Origin of the sequence: Vibrio sp. 1751 (assembly GCF_033339895.1) — a bacterium.
GTDB classification, from domain to species: Bacteria; Pseudomonadota; Gammaproteobacteria; order Enterobacterales; family Vibrionaceae; genus Vibrio; species Vibrio alginolyticus.
In genome coordinates this window covers 26,632-51,363 of record NZ_JAWOVM010000015.1, presented here as the reverse complement: position 1 = coordinate 51,363, position 24,732 = coordinate 26,632, and the positions used below count along the sequence as shown (strand labels likewise).

Below are 24,732 nucleotides of genomic sequence, written 5' to 3'. Positions count from 1 at the left end.
TTTATCCTTACTAGGAGTTGGCTATGACTGCCAGATACTGAGGCCGTTTCTATCTACTTGTTCCAGTAGTTTAGAGACCTCGGTCCCATCAGGGAGTTGTAAACTTGGTGCAATTTCCGCAAGAGGGTAGAGTACGAATTCACGCTCTTTCATTCCATAATGAGGAACGATCAGCCTCTCGGAATTAATCACCTCATTGCCATAAAGCACAATGTCGAGGTCCAAGGTTCTTGGTCCCCAGCGTTCGTCTTTACGGACACGCCCTTGTTCTTGCTCTATGGCTTGTGTGCAATTGAGCAATTCAATAGGCGTCAAACTGGTGTTAATAGACACAACCGCATTGATGTAATCCGGTTGGTTTTGTGGCCCCATTGGCGTGCTGCTGTATAGCGAAGAAGCTTGAACAAACTCTGATTTAGGCAGCGTTTTTAATGCTTCAATCGCTTGCTTCGCTTGGCTGACAGGATCAGCCAAGTTACTGCCTACCGCAATGTACGCTGTAATCATGATTTGGGCTTACTCTTTTTCTTGCGATAAGTTTTACGGCGGCGCTGGCCTGTTTTCGGTGATTGACCGTCTAAGTCGGCAGCCATTGCTTGACGCATTTCTCGGCCTGCATTTTGAAAAGTTTCCCACCACTTGGCAAGCTTCTGAGTGTCACCACCTTCAATTTCACCGCGCATTTCAAGAAAATCAAAGCCAGCTCTAAATTTATTGAGCTCCATAAGACGGAATGCACGTTTACCGTTACGTCGTGGAAGACGAAGCTGTAACTGCCAAATCTCGCGAATGGTTGCGGTGTGGCGTCTTGGAATGGCAATTGTGCGAACTTGCTCGTCAAGAATGATGTTGCTCGCTTCCATAATGGCGTCGTAATGGCCTAAGTTGCGCTCTTCCATCAGTTCATCGGCTTTCGCACACAGTGGGTACCACAGCATTGCAGCAAACATAAATGCTGGATTGATGCGTTTCCCATCTTCGATGCGCATGTCGGTAGAATCTAGGACAAGATCCAACATCTGCTCAGTGTGAGAGGAGTAATCTTCTGTAAAGTGCGCTGCAATCGTCGGGAATAGTTGCTGGAATAGGTTGTACTCACGCAGTAGGTGGTAGGTTTCTAAGCCATGACCGGATTGCAATAATTTGAGTGACTCTTCAAAAAGACGCGCTGACGGAATGTCACCGAGCAACGGTGCCATGTGTTCGATTGGCGCTGCGGTGTCTTCTTCAATATCAAAGTCTAGTTTTACCGCGAAACGAACCGCACGCAGCATGCGCACAGGGTCTTCACGGTAGCGTGTTTCTGGATCACCAATCAGTCGAATTAGGCGATCTTCTAAATCTTCAATACCACGTGCGTAGTCGTGAATCGAGTAATCTGCGATGTTGTAGTACATCGAGTTAATCGTGAAATCACGGCGCTCAGCATCTTCATCGATGGTGCCGTAGACGTTGTCACGCAGCAGCATACCCTCTTTTGATTGCTGAGAAATGCTCTTATTCTTTTGCTCTTGGTGGTGACCACGGAACGTCGCAACCTCAATGATGTCTCGGCCAAACATAATATGAGCCAAGCGGAAGCGGCGACCAATCAAACGGCAGTTACGAAATAGCTGTTTGATCTGTTCCGGCGTTGCGTTGGTCGCAATGTCAAAATCTTTTGGTTTTTGTCCAAGCAGTAAGTCTCGAACCCCGCCACCCACAAGAAAAGCATCGAAACCAGCACCATTTAGGCGGTACAGTACCTTCAGCGCATTATCACTGATCTGCTTACGCGAAATGTTGTGCTCTTCACGAGTTATTACATTGAGAGCGAGCTCTGGAATTGTGGCAGGTTCGCTTGGTGTATAGTCGTTTGTATTCATGTGCATCTGGCAATAACTGGGTTTAATCCAATCTTGCTTTGGTTAGTTTTATACGCCTCTAGGGCCTAATTTGCGGCTAATGATAGCCTACACAATGCCATTTGAGAATCACGGTGTGATCTCGATCTCTGCTGGAAGCTGTTCCAACCGCCAGTTTTCGCAGCCCCAACGAAGAATATCTTCTATGTTGGCCGCCCTTACGGTTTCAGGTATCTCGAAACCTAAAAATGTCATGGCGCGCAATAGAGTAGGTTTTGGTGTATCTATATCAATAGCCGTCGCGTGATTTTGTTTCGACAATTTATTGCCGTTGTTGTCCATCGCCAATGGTAAATGCAAGTAGCTAACTTCAGGCTGACCAAGTATTTGGTACAGGCTAATTTGACGCCCTGTCGGCTCGATTAAGTCTGCACCTCGCACGACTTCTGTGACGCCTTGGTCGATGTCGTCCAATACTACCGCAAGATTATAAGCAAATAATCCATCTCGACGTTTAATAATGAAATCTTCATTAACGAGTTGCTCTGGAATAGTAATGGTTCCCCGCTTTTGGTCGAGGAAATGAGCGACAGGCTTGGTCATTTTTAGGCGAATCGCGCCGTCTTTCAAGTTTTTATCGCGGCAAGTGCCAGGATAAAAACCGCCATGCTCTTTAATTTGCTTACGAGTACATTGGCAATAATAGGCTTCTCCATTTTCGAGCCATTTGTTTATTTGAGCTTGGTAAAGGTCGTGACGTTCGCTCTGGTATACCACTTCTCCATCCCAATGCAGCTGATAGGCCTTGAGTGCCTCTAGGATAAGTTGCGCTGCACCTGGCATTTCTCTTGGTGGGTCTAAGTCCTCAATACGTACTAACCAAGCTCCGTTTTGTGCTTTCGCTTGAAAATAACTGCCAAGAGCGGCAATCAGTGAACCAAAATGCAGTGGACCAGAAGGAGATGGGGCGAATCGACCTACATAGCGTGTCATGCGTGTATCTCGAATTTAGTAAACAAATAGGGTGCGAAGGTAGCCAAAACAAAAAGGGAGCCTGAGCTCCCTTCAACAATCATAATGCTGGGTGATTAACCTTGCATTTGCTTCTCTTTGATTTCTGCAAGTGTTTTACAGTCAATACAAAGGTCAGCGGTTGGACGTGCTTCAAGACGGCGAACGCCAATCTCTACGCCACAAGACTCACAGAAGCCAAAATCGTCTTCTTTGATTTTATCCAAAGTCTTTTCAATCTTCTTGATCAAACGGCGTTCGCGGTCACGGTTACGCAGTTCTAGGCTGAACTCTTCCTCTTGAGAGGCGCGGTCAACTGGATCTGGGAAGTTTGCTGCTTCGTCCTGCATGTGGTGAACAGTACGATCCACTTCAGCTCTTAGCTGGTCGCGCCAAGCTGTTAAGATTTTCGTAAAGTGTTCAACCTGCTCTGGTGACATGTACTCTTCACCAGGTTTTTCCTGATATGGCTCCACGCCGGCAATGGCTAGGATGCCTATCGTTTTCTTCTTTGATTCTGGCATACAGCATCTCCTACTTACACCTAGTCAACTGCTACGCAGTCAATTTAAGGCGGGTATCTATAGCAAAAAGAGGCGGTGCAAGCAAATACTGAATCGCAAAGTTATCGTCAATGTGAAGACGACATCATTTTTTCTCTTAATTGATAAAATCAATAGCGGAAATCAGCTTCATTCCAGTATCGCTCAGTTCAGCTTTGTAGCAGAGAACTTCCACTCCAGCGTCTTGTGCTTGTTTGAGTAATAGTGAATATTTCGCGTCTATATGGTGCGCCGCGGATACTTTTTCAATACCTGAATGTAAAACAGTGAATAAAAGTATGGCTCTACTTCCATTTTGTGCCATTTCTGTGAGCTCTCTCAGGTGTTTTTGTCCCCGAGTCGTGACCGCATCTGGGAAGTATCCTTGTCCAGTAGAGTCGGTCTCATCAAGAAGAGTGACGCTTTTCACTTCTATATAGCACTTTGGCTTGTCGTCTGCGCTGAGCAAGATATCAATTCGGCTATTTTCATTGCCGTATTTCACCTCAGTTTGAAGTGTGTCATAACCACAAAGCTCTGAAATGACATTATTTTCAATAGCCTCTACGGCTAATTGATTGGCGCGCGCGGTATTGATACAAATACGGTGGCCTTGTTCGGTTTCACTCAACTCCCAACTATTGGGGTATTTTCGTTTCGGGTTGTCGGAAGTAGAAAACCAAACTTTGTTTCCGGGCGTTGCACAACCCGTCATTGCACCTGTATTTGCGCAGTGGATTGTACGGATTTCACCAGTATCGAGCTCGATATCGGCAAGAAAGCGTTTATAGCGTTTGAGTAGAGTGGCGGACTCTAAAGCGGGTGTGAAATGCATTTGCTTATTTAGACAAAAAATTTTTTATGTACAATGTTGCCACCATTACACCATAAGGTATTTCCTTTGTCACAATTGCCGATTGAAGCCGTGATGCCTGAGTTGCTGACGGCGGTCAAAAATCAACATCAAGTGATCTTAAAAGCGGCGCCTGGTGCCGGTAAGTCGACTTACTTCCCTTTGCAGTTACTCTTAAATCATTCGGTTGATGGAAAAATTATCATGCTTGAGCCAAGACGACTCGCGGTGCGTAACATTGCCCGTTATCTTGCTGAGCAATTGGGAGAGCAAGTAGGTCAACGCGTGGGTTATCGAGTCCGTGGTGAGGCAAAGGTAAGCTCAGCAACGCAGCTGGAGATCGTAACCGAAGGGATTATGACTCGGATGATCCAAACAGACCCGGAGTTGGATGGGGTTGATCTACTGATCTTTGATGAGTTTCATGAACGCAGCATTCATGCCGATACCGCTTTGGCATTCAGTTTAGAAGTTCAAGAGGCATTGCGAGACGATCTCAAGCTGGTGGTAATGTCAGCAACGCTTGATCAACAAGCATTACAATCGCTGTTGCCAGAAGCCAGTTACATTGAATCTGAAGGGCGCAGCTTTGATGTGGCAATGCGCTACCAGCCGTTAGGTGTGAACGAGCATTTACCTACGAGTATGGCAAAAACAATAGAAAGTCTTATGAACAAAGAGTCTGGATCTTTGTTAGCTTTCCTACCGGGTGTTGGTGCCATAAAACAAGTTGAAGAGCGGTTGTCTCATTTAGCGGATGATATCGACGTATGCCCACTTTATGGTCAACTGAGCTTTGCAGATCAACAAAAAGCGATTACGCCAGCAGAACAAGGTAAGCGTAAAGTCGTTCTAGCGACCAACATTGCAGAAACTTCACTAACGATTGAAGGCATTCGCCTCGTCGTTGATTCTGGGTTAGAGCGTATTGCCCGCTTTGATTTGAAAAACGGTTTAACACGCTTAGAGCAAACACGCATTGCACAGTCTTCAGCGATTCAGCGTGCAGGACGAGCGGGACGAATAGAAGAGGGCATTTGTGTTCGTCTTTATTCTGAAAACCAGTTCAAGCAGCAACCGCTGGTTCCCCAACCCGAAATTTTGCATTCCGATTTAGCTAGTTTAGTTATGGAGCTTGCCTTTTGGGGAGCGAGTGATATCCACGATCTAAAGTGGCTTGATGTTCCCGCTAATGCGTCATTGGAACAAGCGAAGCAGCTATTGGTGTCATTGGGACTACTGACGGAAAAAGGGCAATTAACGTCCGAAGGAAAACAGGCGCATGAACTAGGCGTTGAGCCTCGTGCGGCTGCGATGCTAATTAAAGCGCAATCTTACAGTGATAAGATGTTAAATGCTGCTTTGGCGGCGGTCGCACTGATTGAAGAGCCAGAGAGAAATGTTACCAATATCGCTCATAGCTTGCATCGTTGGCTTGTTGGTACTCATCCAAAAAAGTCGATGTTGTTCAAGCGTGCTCAATCTCTAGCGTACAAATTGGATACGGTGTTTGACCTGAAAGGCGTGGATGAAGATGCATTACCGCTGGTGTTAAGTTTGGCATTTCCAGATCGCATTGCGCAGCAGCGCACAAATCAATTTGGGCGATTTACTTTGGCTAATGGTCATGGTGCAGAATGTCGTCAGGAAGACATGCTAGGTGGCTGTGAGTATTTGGTTGCCGTTGACTTAATGCGTTCTCATTCTAATTCAAGTCAAATTCATTCGGCATGTGAATTGGATGTCAATATATTGCGAACGACCTTTGATACGCTATTTTCGTCTGAAGAAGTAGTGGAGTGGGATGAAAAAAGAGGCCGTCTAATAGCTGAGCGACAAACAAAACTCGGTCTGCTGGTCGTTGAACGCGAGCCGTTGCCAAGCCCGGGCAAAGAAAAAATGACACAAGCTTTACTCACGTATGTCCGCCGCCAGGGCTTACAGAGTCTAAACTGGACACCGGCAGCGGAGAGCTTGTTAGCTCGGATTCGTTGTGCGGTGGAATGGTTACCTGAGCAGTCATGGCCAATGTTTGATGAAGTCAGTTTGCTGGATTCATTAGAGGAGTGGTTAGAACCATACATGACGTCTGTCAGTTCGGTTAAAGACCTGAGCAAGATAAACTTGGTCGAAGCGTTTAATGCTCGATTAGGTTGGCCACTCAATCAACAACTGGATGAATGGTTACCTGAGCATTACCAACTGCCCACAGGTTCAAAGAAGCGTATCCGTTACCAATATGGCCATGAGCCGATATTATCGGTGCGTATGCAAGAAGTATTTGGGGAGAGTGGTTCCCCAACGGTGGCTCTTGGCCGCAAGCGTTTGGTGCTTGAACTGCTTTCACCGGCACAACGTCCATTGCAAGTAACGTCGGACTTGGCGGCTTTCTGGAACGGAAGCTACAAAGACGTTCAAAAAGAGATGAAAGGGCGCTACCCAAAACACGTTTGGCCAGATGATCCTGCCAATCATGTAGCAACAACGAAAACAAAAAGACAATTGAATAATGACTGACAGCAAGAAGCCTAGCGCGAAAAAAGCGCCAGCGAAGAAAAGTACAACCAATAAAGGAGCCGCAAAACAGACTCGACGTACGCCGAGTAAAAAGCCGACTAACGAGAAACGTTCGTGGTTGAAAGTTCTGTGGTCGTTTAGCTGGAAAGCTGGCGTTGCACTTGCCGCTGTTTTGCTGTTTGTTGGGATTTACTTAGATAGTGTGGTGAAAGAACGCTTTGAAGGCCAGCTGTTTGAGCTGCCAACGGTGGTTTATGCCCGTATCTTGAATCTAAGCCCTGGTGAGAATATCACCATCCAAGAACTGCGCAACGAGCTAGATGTGTTGAATTACCGTAAAGTGAGTCAACCTCGTTACCCAGGCGAATATTCCTCTTCTTCCACTCGGATTGAATTGATTCGTCGTCCATTCGAGTTTGCCGATGGTCCCGAGCCGGATCGTCACATTATGCTGCATTTCTCTGATTCCGGCTTGCAACGTATTCAGTCTTTAGAATCTCGAGGAGACCTTGGTTACTTGCGCCTAGAACCGAAGATGTTGGGCATGCTGGAGAAAGACCGTGATGAACAGCGCCTTTTCTTACGTCGTGATCAGTTCCCTGAAATTTTGGTGGATGCACTGCTTGCGACCGAAGACCGGGATTTTTATCAACATGACGGGGTGTCACCGCTCGCGATTGCACGTGCATTGGTTGCGAACATTAAGGCGGGTCGTACTGTTCAAGGTGGTAGTACGCTGACTCAGCAATTAGCAAAAAACCTATTTTTGACTCGTGATAAAACACTGTGGCGTAAAGTTCGAGAAGCGTATATCGCGCTAATTTTGGATTACCGTTACAGCAAAGATCGTATCTTAGAAGCCTACCTAAACGAAGTGTACCTAGGTCAAAGTGGAGGTGAAGCGATCCACGGGTTTGGCTTGGCGTCGCGTTACTATTTTGGGCAGCCAATCCAGGAGTTGCGAATCGATCAACTGGCGATGTTAGTTGGGATGGTAAAAGGGCCGTCTTACTACAACCCAATTCGTTACCCTGAGAGAACGAAAGAACGTCGTGATCTCGTTCTGCGCCTGTTAATGCAGCAAAACATGTTGACTTCAGAGCAGTATGAACAAGCTGTAAGTCGTCCACTCGATACGCAAAGCAAGCCACGTATTGCGAGCCGTCAGCCAGCTTATTTCCAACAATTGAGTATTGAATTAAAAGAAAAAGTTGGGGAGCGATTTAAGGCAGAGACCGGACTGCGCGTATTTACGTCTCTGGACCCAGTATCGCAAAGCAAAATGGAACAAGCTATCGCGAAAAAGATCCCAGAACTAGCTAAACGGGGTGGTAAAGAGTTAGAAGCCGCTGCTGTGGCCGTTGATCGCCATAGTGGTGAAATCCGTGCGATGGTTGGTGGTAAACGTGTCGGTTATGAAGGCTTTAACCGCGCGCTCAATGCCAGTCGTCCAATTGGTTCTTTAGTGAAACCAGCGATTTACTTAACGGCTCTAGAACAACCGGATAAATACAACCTAGGCACGACGCTACACGACACGCCGTTAAGTCTGAAGAGCAGTAAAGGTAACGTGTGGACGCCGCGCAACTACGATAGAAAATATCGTGGTGATGTGCCACTTTACATTGCTTTAGCGAAATCACTTAACGTACCAACCGTGCGCTTAGGTATGGCACTTGGCATTCCTGAAGTCTCCAATACTTTAGAGCGTTTGGGCGTGAACAAAGACGAAATTCGCCCAGTGCCTTCGATGTTTTTGGGTTCGTTTTCTTTGACGCCATTCGAAGTCGCACAGATGTATCAGACTCTGACGAATTCAGGTAAGCGTGCAAAACTGACCGCTCTGCGCTCAGTCATGGATATGGAAGGTAATGTGCTGTATCAATCCTTGCCTCGTTCATCAAGAGCCGTGGATGAACAAGCTGCATGGCTAACGACCTACGCGATGAAACAAGGGGTTGCTCAAGGCACTGGCCGCTTCTTACAAAGCCAGTTTGGTTGGGCTGCATTGGCAGGAAAAACGGGTACCAGTAATGACAACCGCGATAGTTGGTTTGTCGGTGTTGATGGTCGTGAGGTGACGACAATTTGGCTAGGCCGCGACGATAATAAACCCGTGAATCTAACGGGGTCGAGTGGTGCATTACGAGTGTACGCAGAGTACTTGAAGCAGCGTATTCCTGAGCGCTTAGAGCTCCCATGGCCAAGAGAAATCACCACATTAGGGTTCAAGCCTACATCTGATGGAGGTTTAGAAATGAACTGCCGTAGTGATTACAAACTGCCGGTTTGGGATAAAACCGGTCAGATAAAGCAACAGTGTGAGAAGAAATCAAACTGGTTAAATAGCATATTTGATTGGTAGCATCGCCAAATCAACAACATTAGCTTGTTTATCTGATTAATTCTTAGTACATATTAGGGCGTGTTAGTACAGTACTGCTAGCACGCCCTACTTGATCAGATATTCAATAAAGGAAGAAGTGAATGTTCAAAAAGCTGTTATCAAGCCCATCGGTTCGCAACTTTGCGCTTTGGGTTAGTACCTTTTTGATGATCACTCCTTCTGTTTCCCTCGCAAACTCTCTAACAAAAACGGATGACTTGGAACCTCGACCAAAGGTGGCGGTTGTGCTCGCTGGTGGCGGAGCGAAAGGGGCGGCACACATTGGGGTTTTAAAAGCATTGGAAGAAATGCAGATCCCTGTCGATATTGTGACCGGTACCAGTATGGGCGCCTATGTGGGTGGGCTCTATGCCACGGGGATGAGTGCTGATGAAATTGAGAGTTTTATCTACACCGTCGATTGGGGCAGCGGTTATCGAGATCGTGTTGACCGTAGCCAACGTCGAGTTCGTGACAAAGAGTATGAAGACCGCTATCAAATTAATACCGATCTCGGCTTAAGGTTCGGTGAGGTACGAGCACCAACGGGTGTGGTGCAAGGCCAGAACATGTTGCGAGTATTGCGTGAGACTACAGGGAACTTAGGGCGATTCGATTCTTTTGATGATCTTGCCATTCCCTATCGTTCTGTTGCGACAGATATTCTTGCCCTAGAAGAAGTCGTACTGGGCAATGGTTACCTTGTGGACGCCATGATGGCTAGCATGTCTGTACCAGGAGCGCTTCCTCCCTATAAGCTCAATGGCCATATGCTTGTCGATGGCGGTGTCGTCAATAACATGCCTGTCGATGTGGCTCGCGCCATGGGGGCTGATGTCGTTATTGCCGTCGATATTAGCACCGACTACAAAACCGAAGATGAATTTACGGGGCTGTTTACTGTCGCGGACCAACTCTCTAACTATCTCGTTCGTCGTAGTACACAACAGCAAGTGGACGAGCTTGAACCTCAAGATATCTATATTCGTCCCAATGTGGGCACCATGGAAACTGTCGAGTTCGACAAAATGCCTTGGGCTTTTCAAGCTGGGTACGATATTACCAAGCAGTTAAAAGACAAGCTGAAAGGGTTGCGCTTGTCCAATGCGGACTATCAAAAATACATCGATCGCAAACAAGAAGTTCGTAAAACTTTGATTTATGGCGATCAGCGTGTGGTTGATGACATAGTGATTGTTAATAACACGCACTACAGCGATGTGTTGTTGACGAATCGTATTGAATTAGAAACCGGACGTCGTATTTCAACGGCCGAAATTGAGAAAGCCGTTGAAAACCTCTACGCGTTAGATCGGTTCGAGCTCATCACTTATCACTTTGAAGAGGTTGATGGTGAGACATTGTTGGTTTTTGATGTTAACGAGAAGTCGTGGGGGCCTAATTATCTCAACTTCCGATTTTTTCTTGAAGATGACTTCGATACAGATAGCCAGTACGGCATAGGAATATCGACCAACTTTACCAATTTAAACTCTCATGGCGCGGAGTTGGCGTTCAACGTAGAAATGGGCACGGATAAGCTGATTGAAGCTGAGTTGTATTCCCCTGTTTTATCTAGCCAAGAACTTTTTGTATCGGGGCGAATTTCCTATGGTAGTGAGAGCCGAAACTTACCTTTAACAGAGCCTCAAGCACCAGATTTAGAGTCAGTAAATGACTTTTTTCCGGTCACTTACGATGATTTTACAACAGAGTTAGCGATAGGTATCCAACCCACATTGTGGCAAGAACTTCGATTTGGCGCTCGCTACTCAACCGGAGATATTGAGCTTTCTACTTTGGCTTCTGCTGGTAAATTGGATTTTGAACGTCGTGGCCTGTTTGCCAATTATCGCCTAGATACACTTGATGATTTCGCATTTCCGACTCGTGGGCTTTTAGTCGATCTCGAATATTTAGTGTCTCATGATCAAAGTCCTCAAGGCGTTAGCCTTTTAGAAACTGACAAAATTATTGAAGATACCGTTTATGAAATCTCTGCACGATTTAAAGGTGCAGTGAGTCATCAGCGTCATACTTTAGTCGGACATGCTGAATATAGTTTTGTAGAGAGTAAAAACTCATCTTTACCGCTTGATCCCAGAGAGTTGGGCGGCTTCTTAAGCCTATCGGGAATCCCAAGAAATAGCCTGATCGGACAGAACTTATTTTTCAGCAGTTTGGTGTACCGATATAAGTGGTTTGATAATGATTTCGGATTGTTTGAAGCTCCAGTCTACCTGGGCGCATCGGTCGAATATGGCGGTGTTTGGTCTGATAATGATCTGAAACTAAACGAAGCGCCGCTTTACAATGCTGGCTCCATCTTCTTTGGTGTTGACTCACCAATAGGACCAATAATGTTGGCATACGGTCGTACCGAGCAAGATTTGGATGCTGTGTATTTGATCGTAGGAACATCGTTTAATTAATCGGGTATGAGAAAGCAAAAACTTGGCATATTTGGTCAAAATTAGCAGAACTTTAGTCGTAAGTTGCTATGTTGGTCAAAATGATAAGATTTTAATTTAAGGTTAAATTTGCTATTATTTTGCCCACAGTTTGGCCTCTACGGCGCTGTTTCTCAATCATAATTGAATGAAAACAAGGGCAATGGAGAGCCAAGTTTCCAAGGATGTTCACTCCTTTACTTTAACAATAGTAATAATAGAGGAGGAACCGCAATGAGAGGAAAAAGTCGTGCTTGAAGCCTACCGTAAACACGTCGAAGAGCGTGCTGCTGAAGGAGTTGTTCCTAAACCGCTAGACGCAGAACAAGTTGCTGGACTTGTAGAACTTCTGAAAAATCCCCCGGAAGGTGAAGAAAAAGTCATTCTTGACCTACTTGAAAACCGTATCCCTCCAGGTGTTGATGAAGCTGCTTATGTAAAAGCGGGTTTCCTAACAGCAGTAGCAAAAGGTGAAGTTAAATCACCATTAGTGAGTCGTGAAAAAGCGGCTGAACTGCTAGGCACTATGCAAGGTGGTTACAACATCGAACCGCTAGTTGAGCTATTGGATGATGAAGCACTGGCAGAGATCGCAGTAAAAGCGCTGTCTCATACGCTGCTAATGTTTGATGCTTTCTATGACGTAGAAGAGAAAGCAAAAGCAGGCAATGCGCATGCACAGAAAGTACTTCAATCATGGGCTGATGCTGAGTGGTTCCTTTCTAAGCCTAAGCTTGAAGAAAAAGTCACTCTAACCGTATTTAAAGTAACAGGTGAAACGAACACGGATGACCTTTCACCTGCACCTGACGCTTGGTCTCGTCCTGATATCCCAGTACACGCACTGGCGATGCTTAAAAACGAGCGTGAAGGAATAAACCCTGATCAACCGGGTACTATTGGCCCGATCAAGCAAATTGAAGAGTTAAAAGACAAAGGTCATCAATTGGTTTACGTTGGTGATGTTGTTGGTACTGGCTCTTCACGTAAATCTGCAACCAACTCAGTGCTTTGGTTTATGGGTGATGATATCCCTTACGTTCCAAACAAACGAGCTGGTGGGTATGTGCTTGGTGGCAAAATTGCCCCTATCTTCTTTAACACAATGGAAGATGCTGGCGCACTACCAATCGAAGTTGACGTAACTAAGCTCAACATGGGCGATGTTATCGATGTTTACCCATATGAAGGTAAAGTTTGCAACCACGAAACTGGTGAGGTTCTAGCTGAATTCTCGCTAAAAACAGAAGTACTGATTGATGAAGTTCGTGCTGGTGGTCGTATCCCATTGATCATCGGTCGTGGTTTGACAGACAAAGCGCGTCAATCGCTAGGTCTTGAGCCTTCGGACGTATTCCGCAAACCTGGTGAAATCGCAGATTCTGGCAAGGGTTACACGCTTGCACAGAAAATGGTTGGTAAAGCATGTGGCGTAGAAGGCATCCGTCCTGGAACCTACTGTGAGCCGAAGATGACGACAGTAGGCTCGCAAGATACTACAGGCCCTATGACTCGTGATGAACTTAAAGACTTGGCGTGTCTCGGCTTCTCTGCTGATCTTGTCATGCAGTCTTTCTGTCACACATCGGCTTATCCAAAACCAGTAGACGTTAACACTCACCATACACTTCCGGACTTTATTATGAACCGCGGTGGTGTATCTCTTCGTCCTGGTGACGGTATTATCCACTCATGGCTAAACCGTATGCTACTACCGGATACTGTCGGTACGGGTGGGGACTCACATACTCGTTTCCCTCTGGGTATTTCATTCCCAGCAGGCTCGGGCTTGGTTGCCTTTGCAGCTGCGACAGGCGTTATGCCGCTAGACATGCCAGAGTCAATCTTGGTTCGTTTTAAAGGTGAAATGCAACCGGGTATTACACTGCGTGATCTTGTTCATGCCATCCCTTACTACGCGATTCAGCAAGGTCTACTAACGGTAGAGAAAGCGGGCAAGATCAACGAATTTTCTGGCCGTATCCTTGAGATTGAAGGCTTAGAAACGCTAACGGTTGAGCAAGCATTTGAGCTTTCTGATGCATCTGCAGAGCGTTCGGCGGCAGGTTGTACTGTGAAATTGTCTCAAGAGTCGATCGAAGAGTACTTAAACTCTAACATCGTGATGCTGAAGTGGATGATCTCTGAAGGCTACGGTGATCGCCGTACTATCGAGCGCCGCATTACAGCAATGCAAGAGTGGCTAGCAAACCCTGAGCTGATGCAAGCAGATAAAGACGCTGAATACGCACATGTGATTGAAATCGATATGGCTGAAATCAATGAGCCAGTACTATGTGCACCGAATGACCCAGATGACGCTCGTTTGTTGTCTGAAGTACAAGGCACAGCGATTGATGAAGTGTTCATCGGTTCTTGTATGACGAACATCGGTCACTTCCGCGCAGCAGGTAAATTGCTTGATAAGTTCAATGGCCAGTTAGCAACGCGCCTTTGGGTAGCGCCACCAACAAAGATGGATAAAGACCAACTGATTGAAGAAGGCTACTACGGTATCTTCGGACGTGCAGGGGTTCGTATTGAAACGCCAGGGTGTTCACTTTGTATGGGTAACCAAGCGCGTGTTGCAGATAAATCAACAGTAATGTCGACTTCAACGCGTAACTTCCCGAACCGTCTGGGTACTGGTGCGAATGTTTACCTGTCGTCAGCTGAGCTAGCTGCAGTAGGTGCAATTCTAGGTAAGATTCCAACCAAAGAAGAATACCTAGAATACGCGAAGCAAATCGACGCTACGGCAACGGATACGTACCGCTACTTGAACTTCCATAAAATGGATCAATACACCAAGAAAGCGGACGAAGTGATCTTCCAAGAGCCGGCATAATCAGAAATGCACAATTCAAAAGCACCTCACATGAGGTGCTTTTTTTATGGGAGCAATTCGCTATACTCGCACCAAATTGATACGAAATAGGCAATCTCGGTGGAATTTGAATTCATTCGTAACACGTTGATGGGCGAGTACTACGTAAAATGTAGCATGGGACATGAGATTGTAGGGCGCTGGTTGCAAGAAGAAATTGGCAAAGATCCGATGAAGATTGCACAAGTTGAAAAGCTAATTGAGCAGTCATTTTTAGCGCCTTCTCAGGAGCATAACCTAACAGGCACGGAAATTAGCTTGATGATTCAGGGCGACGAAGTTCTTGTACAAGAAAACGCATTAGCCCATGAATATGATGTCGAGATGGAAAGTGAGTTCGACTTCTACAATGCAGAAAGTACAGCAAGTTGTGGGATAGAGGATTTCATGACACTTATCGAACAATGGAAAGACTTTTTGAACATTTAATGCACAGTTTTGGGTAACTTCTCTGCCGTTGCTTTAAATTTGTGAAAAGGGCGCACCGATATGGTGCGCTCTTTTTGTTTATAGATATGTAAATTGAGGTTAGCTTTTATTATTCAATGACTTAAAAACTTGGCACGTAGATTGGATTATAAGAAGTGTTTCAGGATGAAAGCTTCGGAGATAACTCAATGAAAATAATCAATGCCATTATTAAGCCGTTTAAATTAGACGATGTACGAGAAGCATTGGCTGATGTCGGTATCGAAGGGATGACAGTATCAGAAGTTAAAGGGTTCGGTCGTCAAAAAGGTCATACGGAATTGTACCGCGGTGCAGAGTATCAAGTTGATTTCCTACCAAAGGTGAAAATTGAAATCGCGACTCACGCAGACAATGTAGATCGTGTTGTTGAAGCAATTACAAAAGCTGCGCAAACCGGAAAAATCGGCGACGGTAAAATTTTTGTTTACGATCTGAACCAAGCGGTGCGTATCCGAACTGGCGAAATGGACGCAGAAGCACTTTAAGAATTCAAAGGATTGGAGATACTTATTATGGAATTAACAACAACAGTAACCGAGTTACGTTACGCACTTGACACCTTTTTCTTCCTCATTTCCGGTGCGTTGGTAATGTGGATGGCAGCAGGCTTTGCGATGCTAGAGGCTGGCCTTGTGCGCTCTAAAAACACAACAGAAATTCTTACGAAGAACATCTGTTTGTACGCCATCGCATGTACGATGTTTCTGATCGTCGGTTATAACATCATGTATGTCGATAATGGAGAAGGAGGCTGGTTACCTTCATTTGGTACGCTAATTGGTACTCAAGGTGAAGGGGCCGACCACTCTTTAGAGTCTGACTTCTTCTTCCAAGTTGTCTTCGTTGCAACTGCCATGTCCGTCGTTTCTGGTGCGGTAGCTGAGCGCATGAAGCTTTGGTCTTTCTTGATTTTCTCTGCGATTTTAACTGCGTTTATCTATCCAATGGAAGGTTACTGGACATGGGGTGGAGGCTTCCTAGCAGAAGCTGGATTTAGTGACTTTGCGGGTTCTGGTATCGTACATATGGCAGGTGCTTCTGCTGCTCTAGCTGGTGTGTTACTGCTTGGCGCGCGTAAGGGTAAGTACGGTAAAAATGGTGAAATTTATCCGATTCCAGGTTCTAACATGCCTTTGGCAACGTTGGGTACTTTTATCCTTTGGTTTGGCTGGTTTGGATTTAACGGTGGCTCTCAGTTGATGGTTTCAGATTTTGAGAATGCTACAGCGGTTGGTCAGATCTTTCTAAACACTAACGCAGCAGCGGCTGCCGGTGCAATTGCGGCGCTATTCGTTTGTAAAACTACTTGGGGTAAAGCCGATTTAACGATGATTCTCAATGGCGCGCTAGCTGGCTTGGTTGCCATCACTGCAGACCCTCTATCGCCATCACCACTGTACGCGGTTGCGATTGGTGCAGTGTCGGGTGCACTAGTTGTATTCAGTATCATTGCTCTAGATAAACTTAAAATTGACGATCCAGTAGGTGCTATCTCAGTTCACGGTGTGTGTGGTTTCTTCGGCCTAATGGTAGTGCCACTGAGCAACGGTGATGCAACGTTTGGTGCACAGCTTTTAGGTGCCGTAGTTATCTTTGCTTGGGTATTTGGTGCCAGCCTAGTTGTGTGGGCAATCTTGAAAGCAACCGTTGGGATTCGCGTTACAGAAGATGAAGAAATGGAAGGTATGGACATGCATGATTGTGGTGTTGGTGCTTACCCAGAGTTTGTTACGGTGAAATAATCATTAGCTTGTAATAAATGGTTACACACTTAACACAATAAAACCTGCTCCGATGAGCAGGTTTTTTAATATTCGTCATTGTCTTCTTATTGAACATACATATAATAACGCAACTGATAAACGTTATCATTAGCATGGTAAAGGATTAAACAATGAAAAAACTGCTAACTCTTTCAGCACTAACTTGCGCTACTCTAGCTCCAACAGCAATGGCTGCTGAAGAAGTGAACGTCTACTCTTACCGTCAACCTTTCCTAGTTGAACCTATGTTCAATGAGTTCACTAAAGAAACTGGCATCAAAGTAAACGTAAAATTTGCTAAAAAAGGCTTAGCAGAAAAGCTAGCTCAAGAAGGTGAGTACAGCCCTGCTGACGTTATTCTTACGACAGACATCAGCCGTCTAGCTGAACTGACAAACAAAGGTTTAGTTCAGAAAGTCGATAGCAAAATCATTGAAGAAAACGTACCTGCTCAATACCAAGATAAAGAGAATGAGTGGTTTGCTCTAACTCTACGTTCTCGTAGCGTTTATTCATCACGTGATCGCGTAGGTAAACTAGGCGCAGATTTCAACTACGCAGACTTAGCTAAGCCAGAGTTCAAAGGTAAAATTTGTACTCGTAGCGGTAAGCACCCGTACAACGTTTCTCTAGTTTCAGCAATGATTGCTCACAATGGCGAAGCAGAAACCAAAGAGTGGTTGGAAGGTGTGAAAGCAAACCTTGCTCGCAAACCACAAGGCAACGATCGTGCACAAGTTAAAGCGATCAAAGAAGGCCTATGTGATGTTTCTCTAGGTAACAGCTACTACCTAGGTAAAATGGTTAACGACAAAGAGCAAAAAGCTTGGGCTGATGCAGTTTACATCAACTTCCCTAACCAAGAGACTACAGGCACTCACGTGAATATCTCTGGTATGGCGATGGCGAAGTACTCTCCAAACAAAGACAATGCTGTGAAGCTAATGGAATTCCTAACGGGTGACAAAGCGCAGCAAATGTACGCAGAAGTTAACTATGAGTACCCAGTTAAAGAAGGCGTGAAGCGTTCTGAGCTTGTGGAATCTTGGGGTGACTTTAAAGCAGACAAGCTTTCTCTAGACGATATTGCAGCCAACCACGAAGCGGCAATTAAGCTATTAGACGAAGTGAAATTTGACCTTTAATTCCTTGTGGGGGTATAACAGTACCCCCATTTGATTAAAGGATATGAGATGTATTTGCAACAGCATTTGTATTTCATACAGCCTTGCAGTAATTAGGCGATGAAAGATAAACACTCTTTATGGAAAGCCAGTAGTGGGGTAATAACTCTGCTACTGGTTTTGCCGATCTTAGCGATCTTCTACACCGCAATTGGTGAAACGGATGATTTGTTTGCTCATTTAATGGCAACGGTCATGCCGACTTATATTTTTAACACGGTTGCGCTAACTGTTGGCGTAATGGTGCTTTCCTTAATTCTTGGTATTCCAAGCGCTTGGATAATGGCCATGTGTAAACTGCCGACCGAAAAATGGTTGCAGTGGGCATTGGTACTACCTCTTGCAATGCCAGGTTATATCATTGGTTATATTTTTACTGATTGGTTTGATTTTGCAGGCCCGATTCAGATCTTTTTGCGTGATGTAACCGGATGGGGACCTGGCGAGTATTGGTTCCCTGACATTCGTACGTTGCCTGGTGCGACCTTTGTGTTAGCTTTGGTGTTGTATCCTTACGTGTATTTATTGTGCCGGGCTGCGTTTATGGAGCAAAATGTCTCTTTATTGCAAAGCGCGCGTTTGCTCAAGTGCTCTCCATGGGAAAGCTTTTGGCGCATCTCGATGCCGTTAATAAGACCCTCTATCGCAGTGGGTTTATCATTGGTCGCAATGGAGACCATTGGTGACTTTGGTACGGTAAGTTACTTCGCGGTGAATACGTTAACCACAGCGGTCTACGATACTTGGTTGGGGTACTCTAATCTTAATGCGGCAGCCAAGATTTCTGCCATGATGCTCGTCATTGTAGTACTGCTTCTTAGTGCAGAACGATACAGCCGCCGTAAACAAAAGCTTTTTCAAAGCCAATTTAACAGTCACGAAGATTTTCGTTACGAGTTGACGGGCTGGAAAAAGTGGACCGCACTGGTTTGGTGTTGGGGCTTGGTTTCAGTCGCTTTTATTTTGCCGCTACTACAGCTGATTGATTATGCGATCACTTATTTTGCGCAGAGTTGGACCTCAGAGTTTCGTGAATACGCATGGAATAGCTTAGTTGTGTCTGTTATTGCTGCGATTATTGGTGTTGCTGTCGCACTGATCGTTAACTTTACCCATCGAGTCAATGGTAAACGAGAAAGCTTGGCATTTATGCGTCTTTCTTCTATGGGCTATGCAGTACCAGGAACGGTACTAGCCATCGGTGTGATGGTCGCTGTGCTGTTTATGGATCATCGTGTCAACGACGTTGCTAAAGCCATGGAGTGGGGAAGACCGGGACTTATTTTTTCTGGCTCCATGTTCGCCCTGGTTTTTGCCATGGTTGTGCGCTTTTCAGCGGTGGCGATTGGTAGTATCGAAAGTAATTTAAATAAAATTTCTCCGTCGTTAGATATGGCATCGCGCACTATGGGTTGTAAGCCCAATGTCATGCTGTGGCGCGTGCACTTTCCGCTGGTTAAGCGCGGTGCACTGATTGCAGCTTTATTAGTGTTTATCGAGTCGATGAAAGAGCTTAATGCGGCTTTGTTACTTCGTCCGTTTAACTTTGAAACACTAGCCACATACGTTTATAACTTCGCCTCGGATGAGCATTTAGAATTGGCCGCTTTGCCAGCGGTTCTGTTGGTTCTTGTTGGGTTGATCCCGCTTGTTGTTGTTAACCGTTCACTGGAGCAAAATCACTGATGAGCTGTGCATTATCAATTAAAAACCTAACGTGCCAATATGATGATCAAACCGTACTCGAATCATTGTCTCTTGAGGTAGAACAAGGGCAGATTGTTTGTTTGCTAGGAGCTAGTGGCTGTGGGAAAACAACACTATTAAAGGCCGTTGCGGGATTATTGCCGTTAACGTCAGGCGAAATGAGTCTAAATTGCGTCACAATTGATGATGGGGAAAACTGGTTGCCGCCAGAACAGCGTAATATAGGGATGATTTTCCAAGATTACGCACTTTTTCCTCACTTGACGGTGGAGCAAAACATTGCCTTTGGCTTAAAGCAGTGCTCGACAAAAGAGAAAAATGCCAAAGTTCAAGAGATGTTAGAACTCGTGCATCTTCAAGGTTATGGCGATCGTTATCCTCATCAATTATCTGGTGGACAGCAGCAGCGTGTTGCGATTGCTCGCTCATTAGCTTACAGCCCAGACTTACTGTTACTGGATGAACCGTTTTCTAATATTGATACGCAAGTTCGCCATGAGTTGATAAGTGAGATCCGTAAGATTTTTAAGGCCCAAGGTGTGACTGCCATTTTTGTTACGCATAGCCGTGAAGAGGCTTTTGCTTTCGCCGATAAAATGGCAGTGATGAACAATGGAGTCATCGAGCAATATGGCACAGCATCTGAGCTTTACTACCAGCCTTCAAGTAAATTTGTCGCTGATTTCTTAGGTGGTGGCAGTTACCTTGCTGCTAAACGGGTTTCGAATTCAGAATATGAAACCCACTTGGGCGTGGTTGAAGCCACGGCTCAACAAGATATTCCAGTACAGGCGGAGTGCTCTTTACTGCTAAGACCGCAGCATGTGCAAATTCAATCCGATGAAGATAGTTCGGTAACCGTATTGGAACAGCATTTTATGGGTGATCACTGTCGTTATGTGATTAACGCGAATGGTGATCGTTTGTTAGCTACAGCTTCGCAAGCATTAAATATAGGTGAGTCCGTCGCGGTAAAAATTGAAACGCAAGGCGTCCTGGCATTTGCTTAACGCTCCTGAGTATCTTTGCTATCTCGTTTACGACTTTCCAACATACAATAAAAAAGCCCGGCAGTGGGGCCGGGCAAGTGCTCTTCTCCTGTTGATGAGCGCCTTTTCAGACAGTGTTGACTCTCATCATAGTGCTCGAAGCGGGCACAAGGTTCAGTTATAAAGACAAGAAGTCTTTAAACTGTTGAAGAACACGTTCCGCAGTGTCCTTATCTTGCATCTCTGCAAAAATTCGTAGCAGTGGCTCAGTGCCAGAGAAGCGAGCGATGATCCAACCGCCGTTTTTGAAGTAGACTTTCGCACCATCTTCATAGCTGACTTTTTCGATTTCAAACTCAAACTCAGGCAACTGTTTTTCAACATAAATTTTGTTGAACAGAATGTCCTTTTGCGCTGGTTTGAACTTACAATCGCCTTCTGCCATGTAGGCATAGCCGTACTTGCTGTAGATTTCATCCAGCAACTCAGACAGCTTCTTGCCGGTTACTGAAATCATTTCTACCAATAGACTTGATGCGAATACGCCGTCTTTACCTTTGATGTGGCCGCGAATGGTTAGGCCGCCAGAGCTTTCCCCGCCAATCAGTGAGTCATCCGCTTCCATTTTGGAACTGATGTGCTTAAAGCCTACAGGAACCTCAAAGCATTTTTCGCCATGATCTTCGGCGACTTTATCGAGAAGGTGTGTGGTTGCGATGTTACGTACCACGGAGCCTTTCCAGCCTTTGTATTCAAGTAGGTAGTAGTAAAGCAGCAGTAGCACTTCATTTGGATGAATGAAGTTACCTTTTTCGTCGATAATACCAAGACGGTCCGCATCGCCATCAGTACCGATGCCAATATCGTAACCTTGCTCTTTCACTAGGTGCATCAAACGGTAGAGTGTTGCAGCGCTTGGCGAAGGCATTAACCCACCGAAGTCTGGGTTTTTGCCATCGTTAATCACATCAACGTCACAGCGGCCGTTGATTAATACGGTTTGCAGTGCGTTTTTCGCGACACCAAACATTGGGTCGATCAAAACACGTAAATTCGCCTTCTTGATCGCTCCGATGTCGATAAAGTCGATGATTGAGTCAACGAATTCGTTCATCGGATTGATGATTTCAATCAGCTTATCTTCAACCGCTTGTTCAAAGTCGACGCTTTTTACATCTTGCGCAGTGAGCGCGTCTATTTGTGATTCGATTTTTTGGGTGATGATTTCATCTGCGTCACGACCACCTTCAATGAAGACTTTAATGCCGTTGTAATCGGCAGGGTTGTGTGATGCGGTAATACATGCCGAGTATGCGCAGCCCATTTCTTTCGCTTTAAACATTACGATAGGTGTTGGGACAAATTTGTCGATAAAGCTAACCATAATGCCGTTTGCTGCTAGAACTTCAGCGAACCAACGACCTGCTTTATCGGAAAGAAAACGACGGTCATAGCCAATCACAAAACCGCGATCAGCAACCGATTCGTTATTCGTGATGTTTGCAACTGCTTGGGCAACCAAGCGTACGTTATCTTTGGTGAACTCCTCACCAATAAATGCACGCCAACCGCCTGTACCAAATTTGATCATGATTCGATCCTCGATAAGAGCGGCATCCCACCGCGTCTTAAATCTTTGCTAGCGAACCGATGCACTTGTAAAACATAAATGCACCGGATAAATCAAAAGGGGAGAAGGACTCCCCCAAAAGATGATTAACCTAGAGTAACGATAACTTCGTTTACTGAACCTTCCGCTTGAACTGGTACAGATGCACCATTTACAGCTTCACCGTTCACGGTAATCGACTTAACGCCTTTGCTTACTGAGTCTGGGTTAACGACTTTGATGTTGTACGTTGCTCCTAGCCATTGGCGAGTCACTTCGAAACCAGGCCAGTTCGTTGGGATACATGGATCGATAGTTAGGCCATCGAAGCCTGTACGCACACCAAGAATAAAGTTGGTAACAGCGAAGTAAGCCCAGCCTGACGTACCTGTTAACCATGGGTGGTTTGCACGACCGTGGTCTTGGTGGTCACGACCCATGATGAACTGAACGTATGAGTATGGTTCTGCAATACGTTTTTCGATGATGTCGTTCTGGTTGTATGGGTTTAGCGCATCGTAGAACTTCATTGCACGATCACCACGACCCAGTTTCGCTTCAGCTACCCAAGCCCATGGGTTTGGATGCGAGAATATCGCACCGTTCTCTTTTACGCCTTGGTAAACACGAGTTACGAAGCCGATATCATCATTCGGTGTTGCAAAAGATGGTGAGTTTAGGTGGAGGCCGTATTCAGAGAATAGGTTCTCATCGACAGCGTCCATCGCTTTTTCGCCGCGCTCTTGAGATACCGCACCAGAAAGTACCGCAAGTGTGTTTGACTCTAGGTGTACACGACCTTCTTTTTGTTGCGCTGTACCGATCTTTTCGCCGTTTTTCGTTAGACCACGGATATACCAGCCGCCTTCTTCGTCCCAAAGGTGTGTTTCACACGCTTCACGCACGTTTGCTGCCATCTCGGTGTATTTTTCAACGTCGGCTTCCTTACCTAGGTATTTCGCTAGGTCGATGAACTCCTGCAGTGCCCAGAAATGTAGGAACGACACCATTGAAGATTCGCCGCCACCTAGGTTCAGACAGTCGTTCCAGTCTGCACGCAGACCTTTACAGATACCGGTTTGACCTACGTATTCAGCCGAGAAGTCTAGCGCGGCTTTCATGTGGTCATAAACCGTTGCATCGCCACCGTCGGCGTAAGGGATCACTTCGTCGAAGAAGCTGTGCTCACCGGTTTCCATCACGTACTTACAGATGGTTGGAACTAGCCATAGGTGATCATCAGAACAGGTGTCTTCGATGCCGTGAATTTTGTCTTCATCAGAAGGTGTTGGAACTACGGTTGGAGATTTAGATGGTTTAACATCCGCTTTTTCTGGATCAAACCAATCTGGATCGAATAGGTGTAGACCGTAGCCCGCTTTTACTTGGCCGCGCAGTAGGTCAACGATACGTTTGCGCGTCATTGCTGGGTTAGCGTGAGGAACTGAGATTGCATCTTGCGCTGTATCGCGGTAACCAAGACCTGTACGGCCTCCCACCTCGATGAATGAAGCAAAGCGAGACCACACCACACACGTTTCCGCTTGGTATAACGTCCAAGCGTTGATCATGGTATCTAGACCTTCGTTTGGTGATTTCACTTGGAACTTGCCACAACGCTCATCCCAGTGTGCTTTGATACCCGCAAATGCGTTGTCGACTTCTGCAAGGTCTTGGTACTTAGCACGCAGACGCTCTCCGTTGCCTTTACCGATACCGAGAATGTAAGCAAAGCGAACTTCTTCACCCGGCTGAATAGTAAATTGCTTATGCAAAGAGCCACAGTGGTTGTAACAAGTTTGCGCTGTATTGAAACACTTACCTTGTTCTACCGCTAACGGGTTTGCTTCGTCACGGTATAGGCCTAGGAAGCTGTCACGTTGGCCGTCGTATGAATCTGGGGCAAATGTTGAAGCTAGGTAGTAGAAGCCTTCGAAATCGTTGGTGTTGTAGTACAGGTCGTACTCTATCACGCCTTCGTTGTAAGCCGTACCTGCCGAGTACAGAGACATCTGATGGTTTTGGTTATCAGATTGAATGTGGCTGAATGAGAACTCAACAAATGAGAATGCACTGATCGTACGTGGTTTGTCAGAGGTGTTTTTAATCACTACATCCCAGATTTCAGCGTCTTCGCCTTTTGGCACGAACAGAGTTTTTGTTGCGGTAATACCGCTGTATTCACATTTGAACTTAGAGTAAGACAAGCCGTGACGAACTTCGTAGTTTGCTTCGTCTAGGCTCTTCGCAACTGGTTGCCAAGAGATTGACCAGTAATCACCTGTCTCATCATCACGCAAGTAAACGTAGTGTCCTGGGCGATCGAATGTCGCATTTGGACGGAATTTAGTAACACGGTTGTATTCTGGAGAGTTGTAGAACGAGTAGCCACCCGCGTTGTGCGAGATAACCGTACAGAACTTCTCAGTACCTAGGTAGTTGGTCCATGGTGCTGGTACGTCAGGGCGAGTGATGACGTATTCGCGATTCTCGTTATCGAAATAGCCGTATTTCATTTG

The 24,732-nt window shown here is 45.7% G+C and carries 17 protein-coding genes; 10 read left to right on the top strand and 7 right to left on the bottom strand.

What is annotated here, in order from left to right; genetic code table 11:
- Window positions 1–21: 21 nt before the first annotated feature.
- The 5 genes from folK to sfsA all read right to left on the bottom strand — a co-directional run bounded on the left by folK (window position 22) and on the right by sfsA (window position 4,232).
- Entirely contained in the window at window positions 22–507 is a 486-nt protein-coding gene (folK, locus tag R7041_RS07985) for a 2-amino-4-hydroxy-6-hydroxymethyldihydropteridine diphosphokinase (RefSeq protein ID WP_005380007.1), read from the bottom strand.
- Complete coding sequence (pcnB, locus tag R7041_RS07980) at window positions 504–1,871, bottom strand: polynucleotide adenylyltransferase PcnB (protein WP_005386589.1); 1,368 nt, start codon at window positions 1,869–1,871, stop codon at window positions 504–506. The genes folK and pcnB overlap by 4 nt, the downstream gene beginning before the upstream one ends.
- Window positions 1,872–1,973: 102 nt before the next feature.
- Window positions 1,974–2,837 (bottom strand): tRNA glutamyl-Q(34) synthetase GluQRS, encoded by an 864-nt coding sequence (gluQRS, locus tag R7041_RS07975; protein ID WP_005386586.1) that lies wholly within the window; start codon window positions 2,835–2,837, stop codon window positions 1,974–1,976.
- A 95-nt stretch (window positions 2,838–2,932) separates the two neighbouring features.
- Window positions 2,933–3,379, bottom strand: coding sequence for an RNA polymerase-binding protein DksA (gene dksA, locus R7041_RS07970; protein ID WP_005386584.1), 447 nt, complete (start codon window positions 3,377–3,379; stop codon window positions 2,933–2,935).
- 136 nt (window positions 3,380–3,515) lie between these two features.
- Window positions 3,516–4,232 (bottom strand): DNA/RNA nuclease SfsA, encoded by a 717-nt coding sequence (sfsA, locus tag R7041_RS07965; RefSeq protein ID WP_017635909.1) that lies wholly within the window; start codon window positions 4,230–4,232, stop codon window positions 3,516–3,518.
- Between the two features lie 66 nt (window positions 4,233–4,298).
- On the opposite strand from sfsA, the gene hrpB reads away from it, so the two are divergent.
- From hrpB to R7041_RS07915, 10 genes are all read left to right on the top strand, one after another.
- Window positions 4,299–6,767, top strand: coding sequence for an ATP-dependent helicase HrpB (hrpB, locus tag R7041_RS07960; protein ID WP_258512284.1), 2,469 nt, complete (start codon window positions 4,299–4,301; stop codon window positions 6,765–6,767).
- Window positions 6,760–9,132, top strand: coding sequence for a penicillin-binding protein 1B (gene mrcB / locus R7041_RS07955; protein WP_017820402.1), 2,373 nt, complete (start codon window positions 6,760–6,762; stop codon window positions 9,130–9,132). The genes hrpB and mrcB overlap by 8 nt, the downstream gene beginning before the upstream one ends.
- 122 nt (window positions 9,133–9,254) lie before the next feature.
- On the top strand, window positions 9,255–11,585 hold the full coding sequence (locus tag R7041_RS07950; protein ID WP_005380018.1) for a patatin-like phospholipase family protein: 2,331 nt from the start codon (window positions 9,255–9,257) through the stop codon (window positions 11,583–11,585).
- 268 nt (window positions 11,586–11,853) lie between these two features.
- Window positions 11,854–14,451: a bifunctional aconitate hydratase 2/2-methylisocitrate dehydratase gene (gene acnB, locus R7041_RS07945; protein ID WP_064368754.1), complete on the top strand. Its 2,598-nt coding sequence runs from the start codon at window positions 11,854–11,856 to the stop codon at window positions 14,449–14,451.
- 99 nt (window positions 14,452–14,550) lie between these two features.
- Complete coding sequence (locus R7041_RS07940; protein ID WP_064368753.1) at window positions 14,551–14,919, top strand: YacL family protein; 369 nt, start codon at window positions 14,551–14,553, stop codon at window positions 14,917–14,919.
- A gap of 188 nt (window positions 14,920–15,107) precedes the next feature.
- Window positions 15,108–15,446, top strand: a complete 339-nt coding sequence (locus R7041_RS07935) for a P-II family nitrogen regulator (RefSeq protein WP_005386570.1) — start codon at window positions 15,108–15,110, stop codon at window positions 15,444–15,446.
- Between the two features lie 27 nt (window positions 15,447–15,473).
- Window positions 15,474–16,703 (top strand): ammonium transporter, encoded by a 1,230-nt coding sequence (locus tag R7041_RS07930; RefSeq protein ID WP_005386568.1) that lies wholly within the window; start codon window positions 15,474–15,476, stop codon window positions 16,701–16,703.
- 152 nt (window positions 16,704–16,855) lie between these two features.
- The gene (locus tag R7041_RS07925) at window positions 16,856–17,869 is read left to right on the top strand and encodes a Fe(3+) ABC transporter substrate-binding protein (protein ID WP_005386566.1); all 1,014 of its coding nucleotides are present in this window, start codon (window positions 16,856–16,858) and stop codon (window positions 17,867–17,869) included.
- 99 nt (window positions 17,870–17,968) lie between these two features.
- On the top strand, window positions 17,969–19,594 hold the full coding sequence (locus tag R7041_RS07920; RefSeq protein ID WP_064368752.1) for an ABC transporter permease: 1,626 nt from the start codon (window positions 17,969–17,971) through the stop codon (window positions 19,592–19,594).
- Complete coding sequence (locus tag R7041_RS07915) at window positions 19,594–20,625, top strand: ABC transporter ATP-binding protein (protein ID WP_005380055.1); 1,032 nt, start codon at window positions 19,594–19,596, stop codon at window positions 20,623–20,625. The genes R7041_RS07920 and R7041_RS07915 overlap by 1 nt, the downstream gene beginning before the upstream one ends.
- A gap of 157 nt (window positions 20,626–20,782) precedes the next feature.
- On the opposite strand, the gene R7041_RS07910 is transcribed toward R7041_RS07915, so the two are convergent.
- Together R7041_RS07910 and R7041_RS07905 are read right to left on the bottom strand one after the other, a co-directional pair.
- Window positions 20,783–22,195: a phosphoglucomutase/phosphomannomutase family protein gene (locus R7041_RS07910; RefSeq protein ID WP_064368751.1), complete on the bottom strand. Its 1,413-nt coding sequence runs from the start codon at window positions 22,193–22,195 to the stop codon at window positions 20,783–20,785.
- A 125-nt stretch (window positions 22,196–22,320) separates the two neighbouring features.
- On the bottom strand, window positions 22,321–24,729 hold the full coding sequence (locus tag R7041_RS07905; protein WP_005380050.1) for a GH36-type glycosyl hydrolase domain-containing protein: 2,409 nt from the start codon (window positions 24,727–24,729) through the stop codon (window positions 22,321–22,323).
- Between the last annotated feature and the right edge of the window lie 3 nt (window positions 24,730–24,732).

Coding starts and splice junctions, on each gene's coding strand:
- folK (WP_005380007.1), bottom strand. CDS start 507: ATGATTACAGCGTACATTGCGGTAGGCAGTAACTTGGCTGATCCTGTC.
- pcnB (WP_005386589.1), bottom strand. CDS start 1,871: ATGCACATGAATACAAACGACTATACACCAAGCGAACCTGCCACAATT.
- gluQRS (WP_005386586.1), bottom strand. CDS start 2,837: ATGACACGCTATGTAGGTCGATTCGCCCCATCTCCTTCTGGTCCACTG.
- dksA (WP_005386584.1), bottom strand. CDS start 3,379: ATGCCAGAATCAAAGAAGAAAACGATAGGCATCCTAGCCATTGCCGGC.
- sfsA (WP_017635909.1), bottom strand. CDS start 4,232: ATGCATTTCACACCCGCTTTAGAGTCCGCCACTCTACTCAAACGCTAT.
- mrcB (WP_017820402.1), top strand. CDS start 6,760: ATGACTGACAGCAAGAAGCCTAGCGCGAAAAAAGCGCCAGCGAAGAAA.
- R7041_RS07950 (WP_005380018.1), top strand. CDS start 9,255: ATGTTCAAAAAGCTGTTATCAAGCCCATCGGTTCGCAACTTTGCGCTT.
- R7041_RS07935 (WP_005386570.1), top strand. CDS start 15,108: ATGAAAATAATCAATGCCATTATTAAGCCGTTTAAATTAGACGATGTA.
- R7041_RS07930 (WP_005386568.1), top strand. CDS start 15,474: ATGGAATTAACAACAACAGTAACCGAGTTACGTTACGCACTTGACACC.
- R7041_RS07925 (WP_005386566.1), top strand. CDS start 16,856: ATGAAAAAACTGCTAACTCTTTCAGCACTAACTTGCGCTACTCTAGCT.
- R7041_RS07920 (WP_064368752.1), top strand. CDS start 17,969: ATGAAAGATAAACACTCTTTATGGAAAGCCAGTAGTGGGGTAATAACT.
- R7041_RS07915 (WP_005380055.1), top strand. CDS start 19,594: ATGAGCTGTGCATTATCAATTAAAAACCTAACGTGCCAATATGATGAT.
- R7041_RS07910 (WP_064368751.1), bottom strand. CDS start 22,195: ATGATCAAATTTGGTACAGGCGGTTGGCGTGCATTTATTGGTGAGGAG.
- R7041_RS07905 (WP_005380050.1), bottom strand. CDS start 24,729: ATGAAATACGGCTATTTCGATAACGAGAATCGCGAATACGTCATCACT.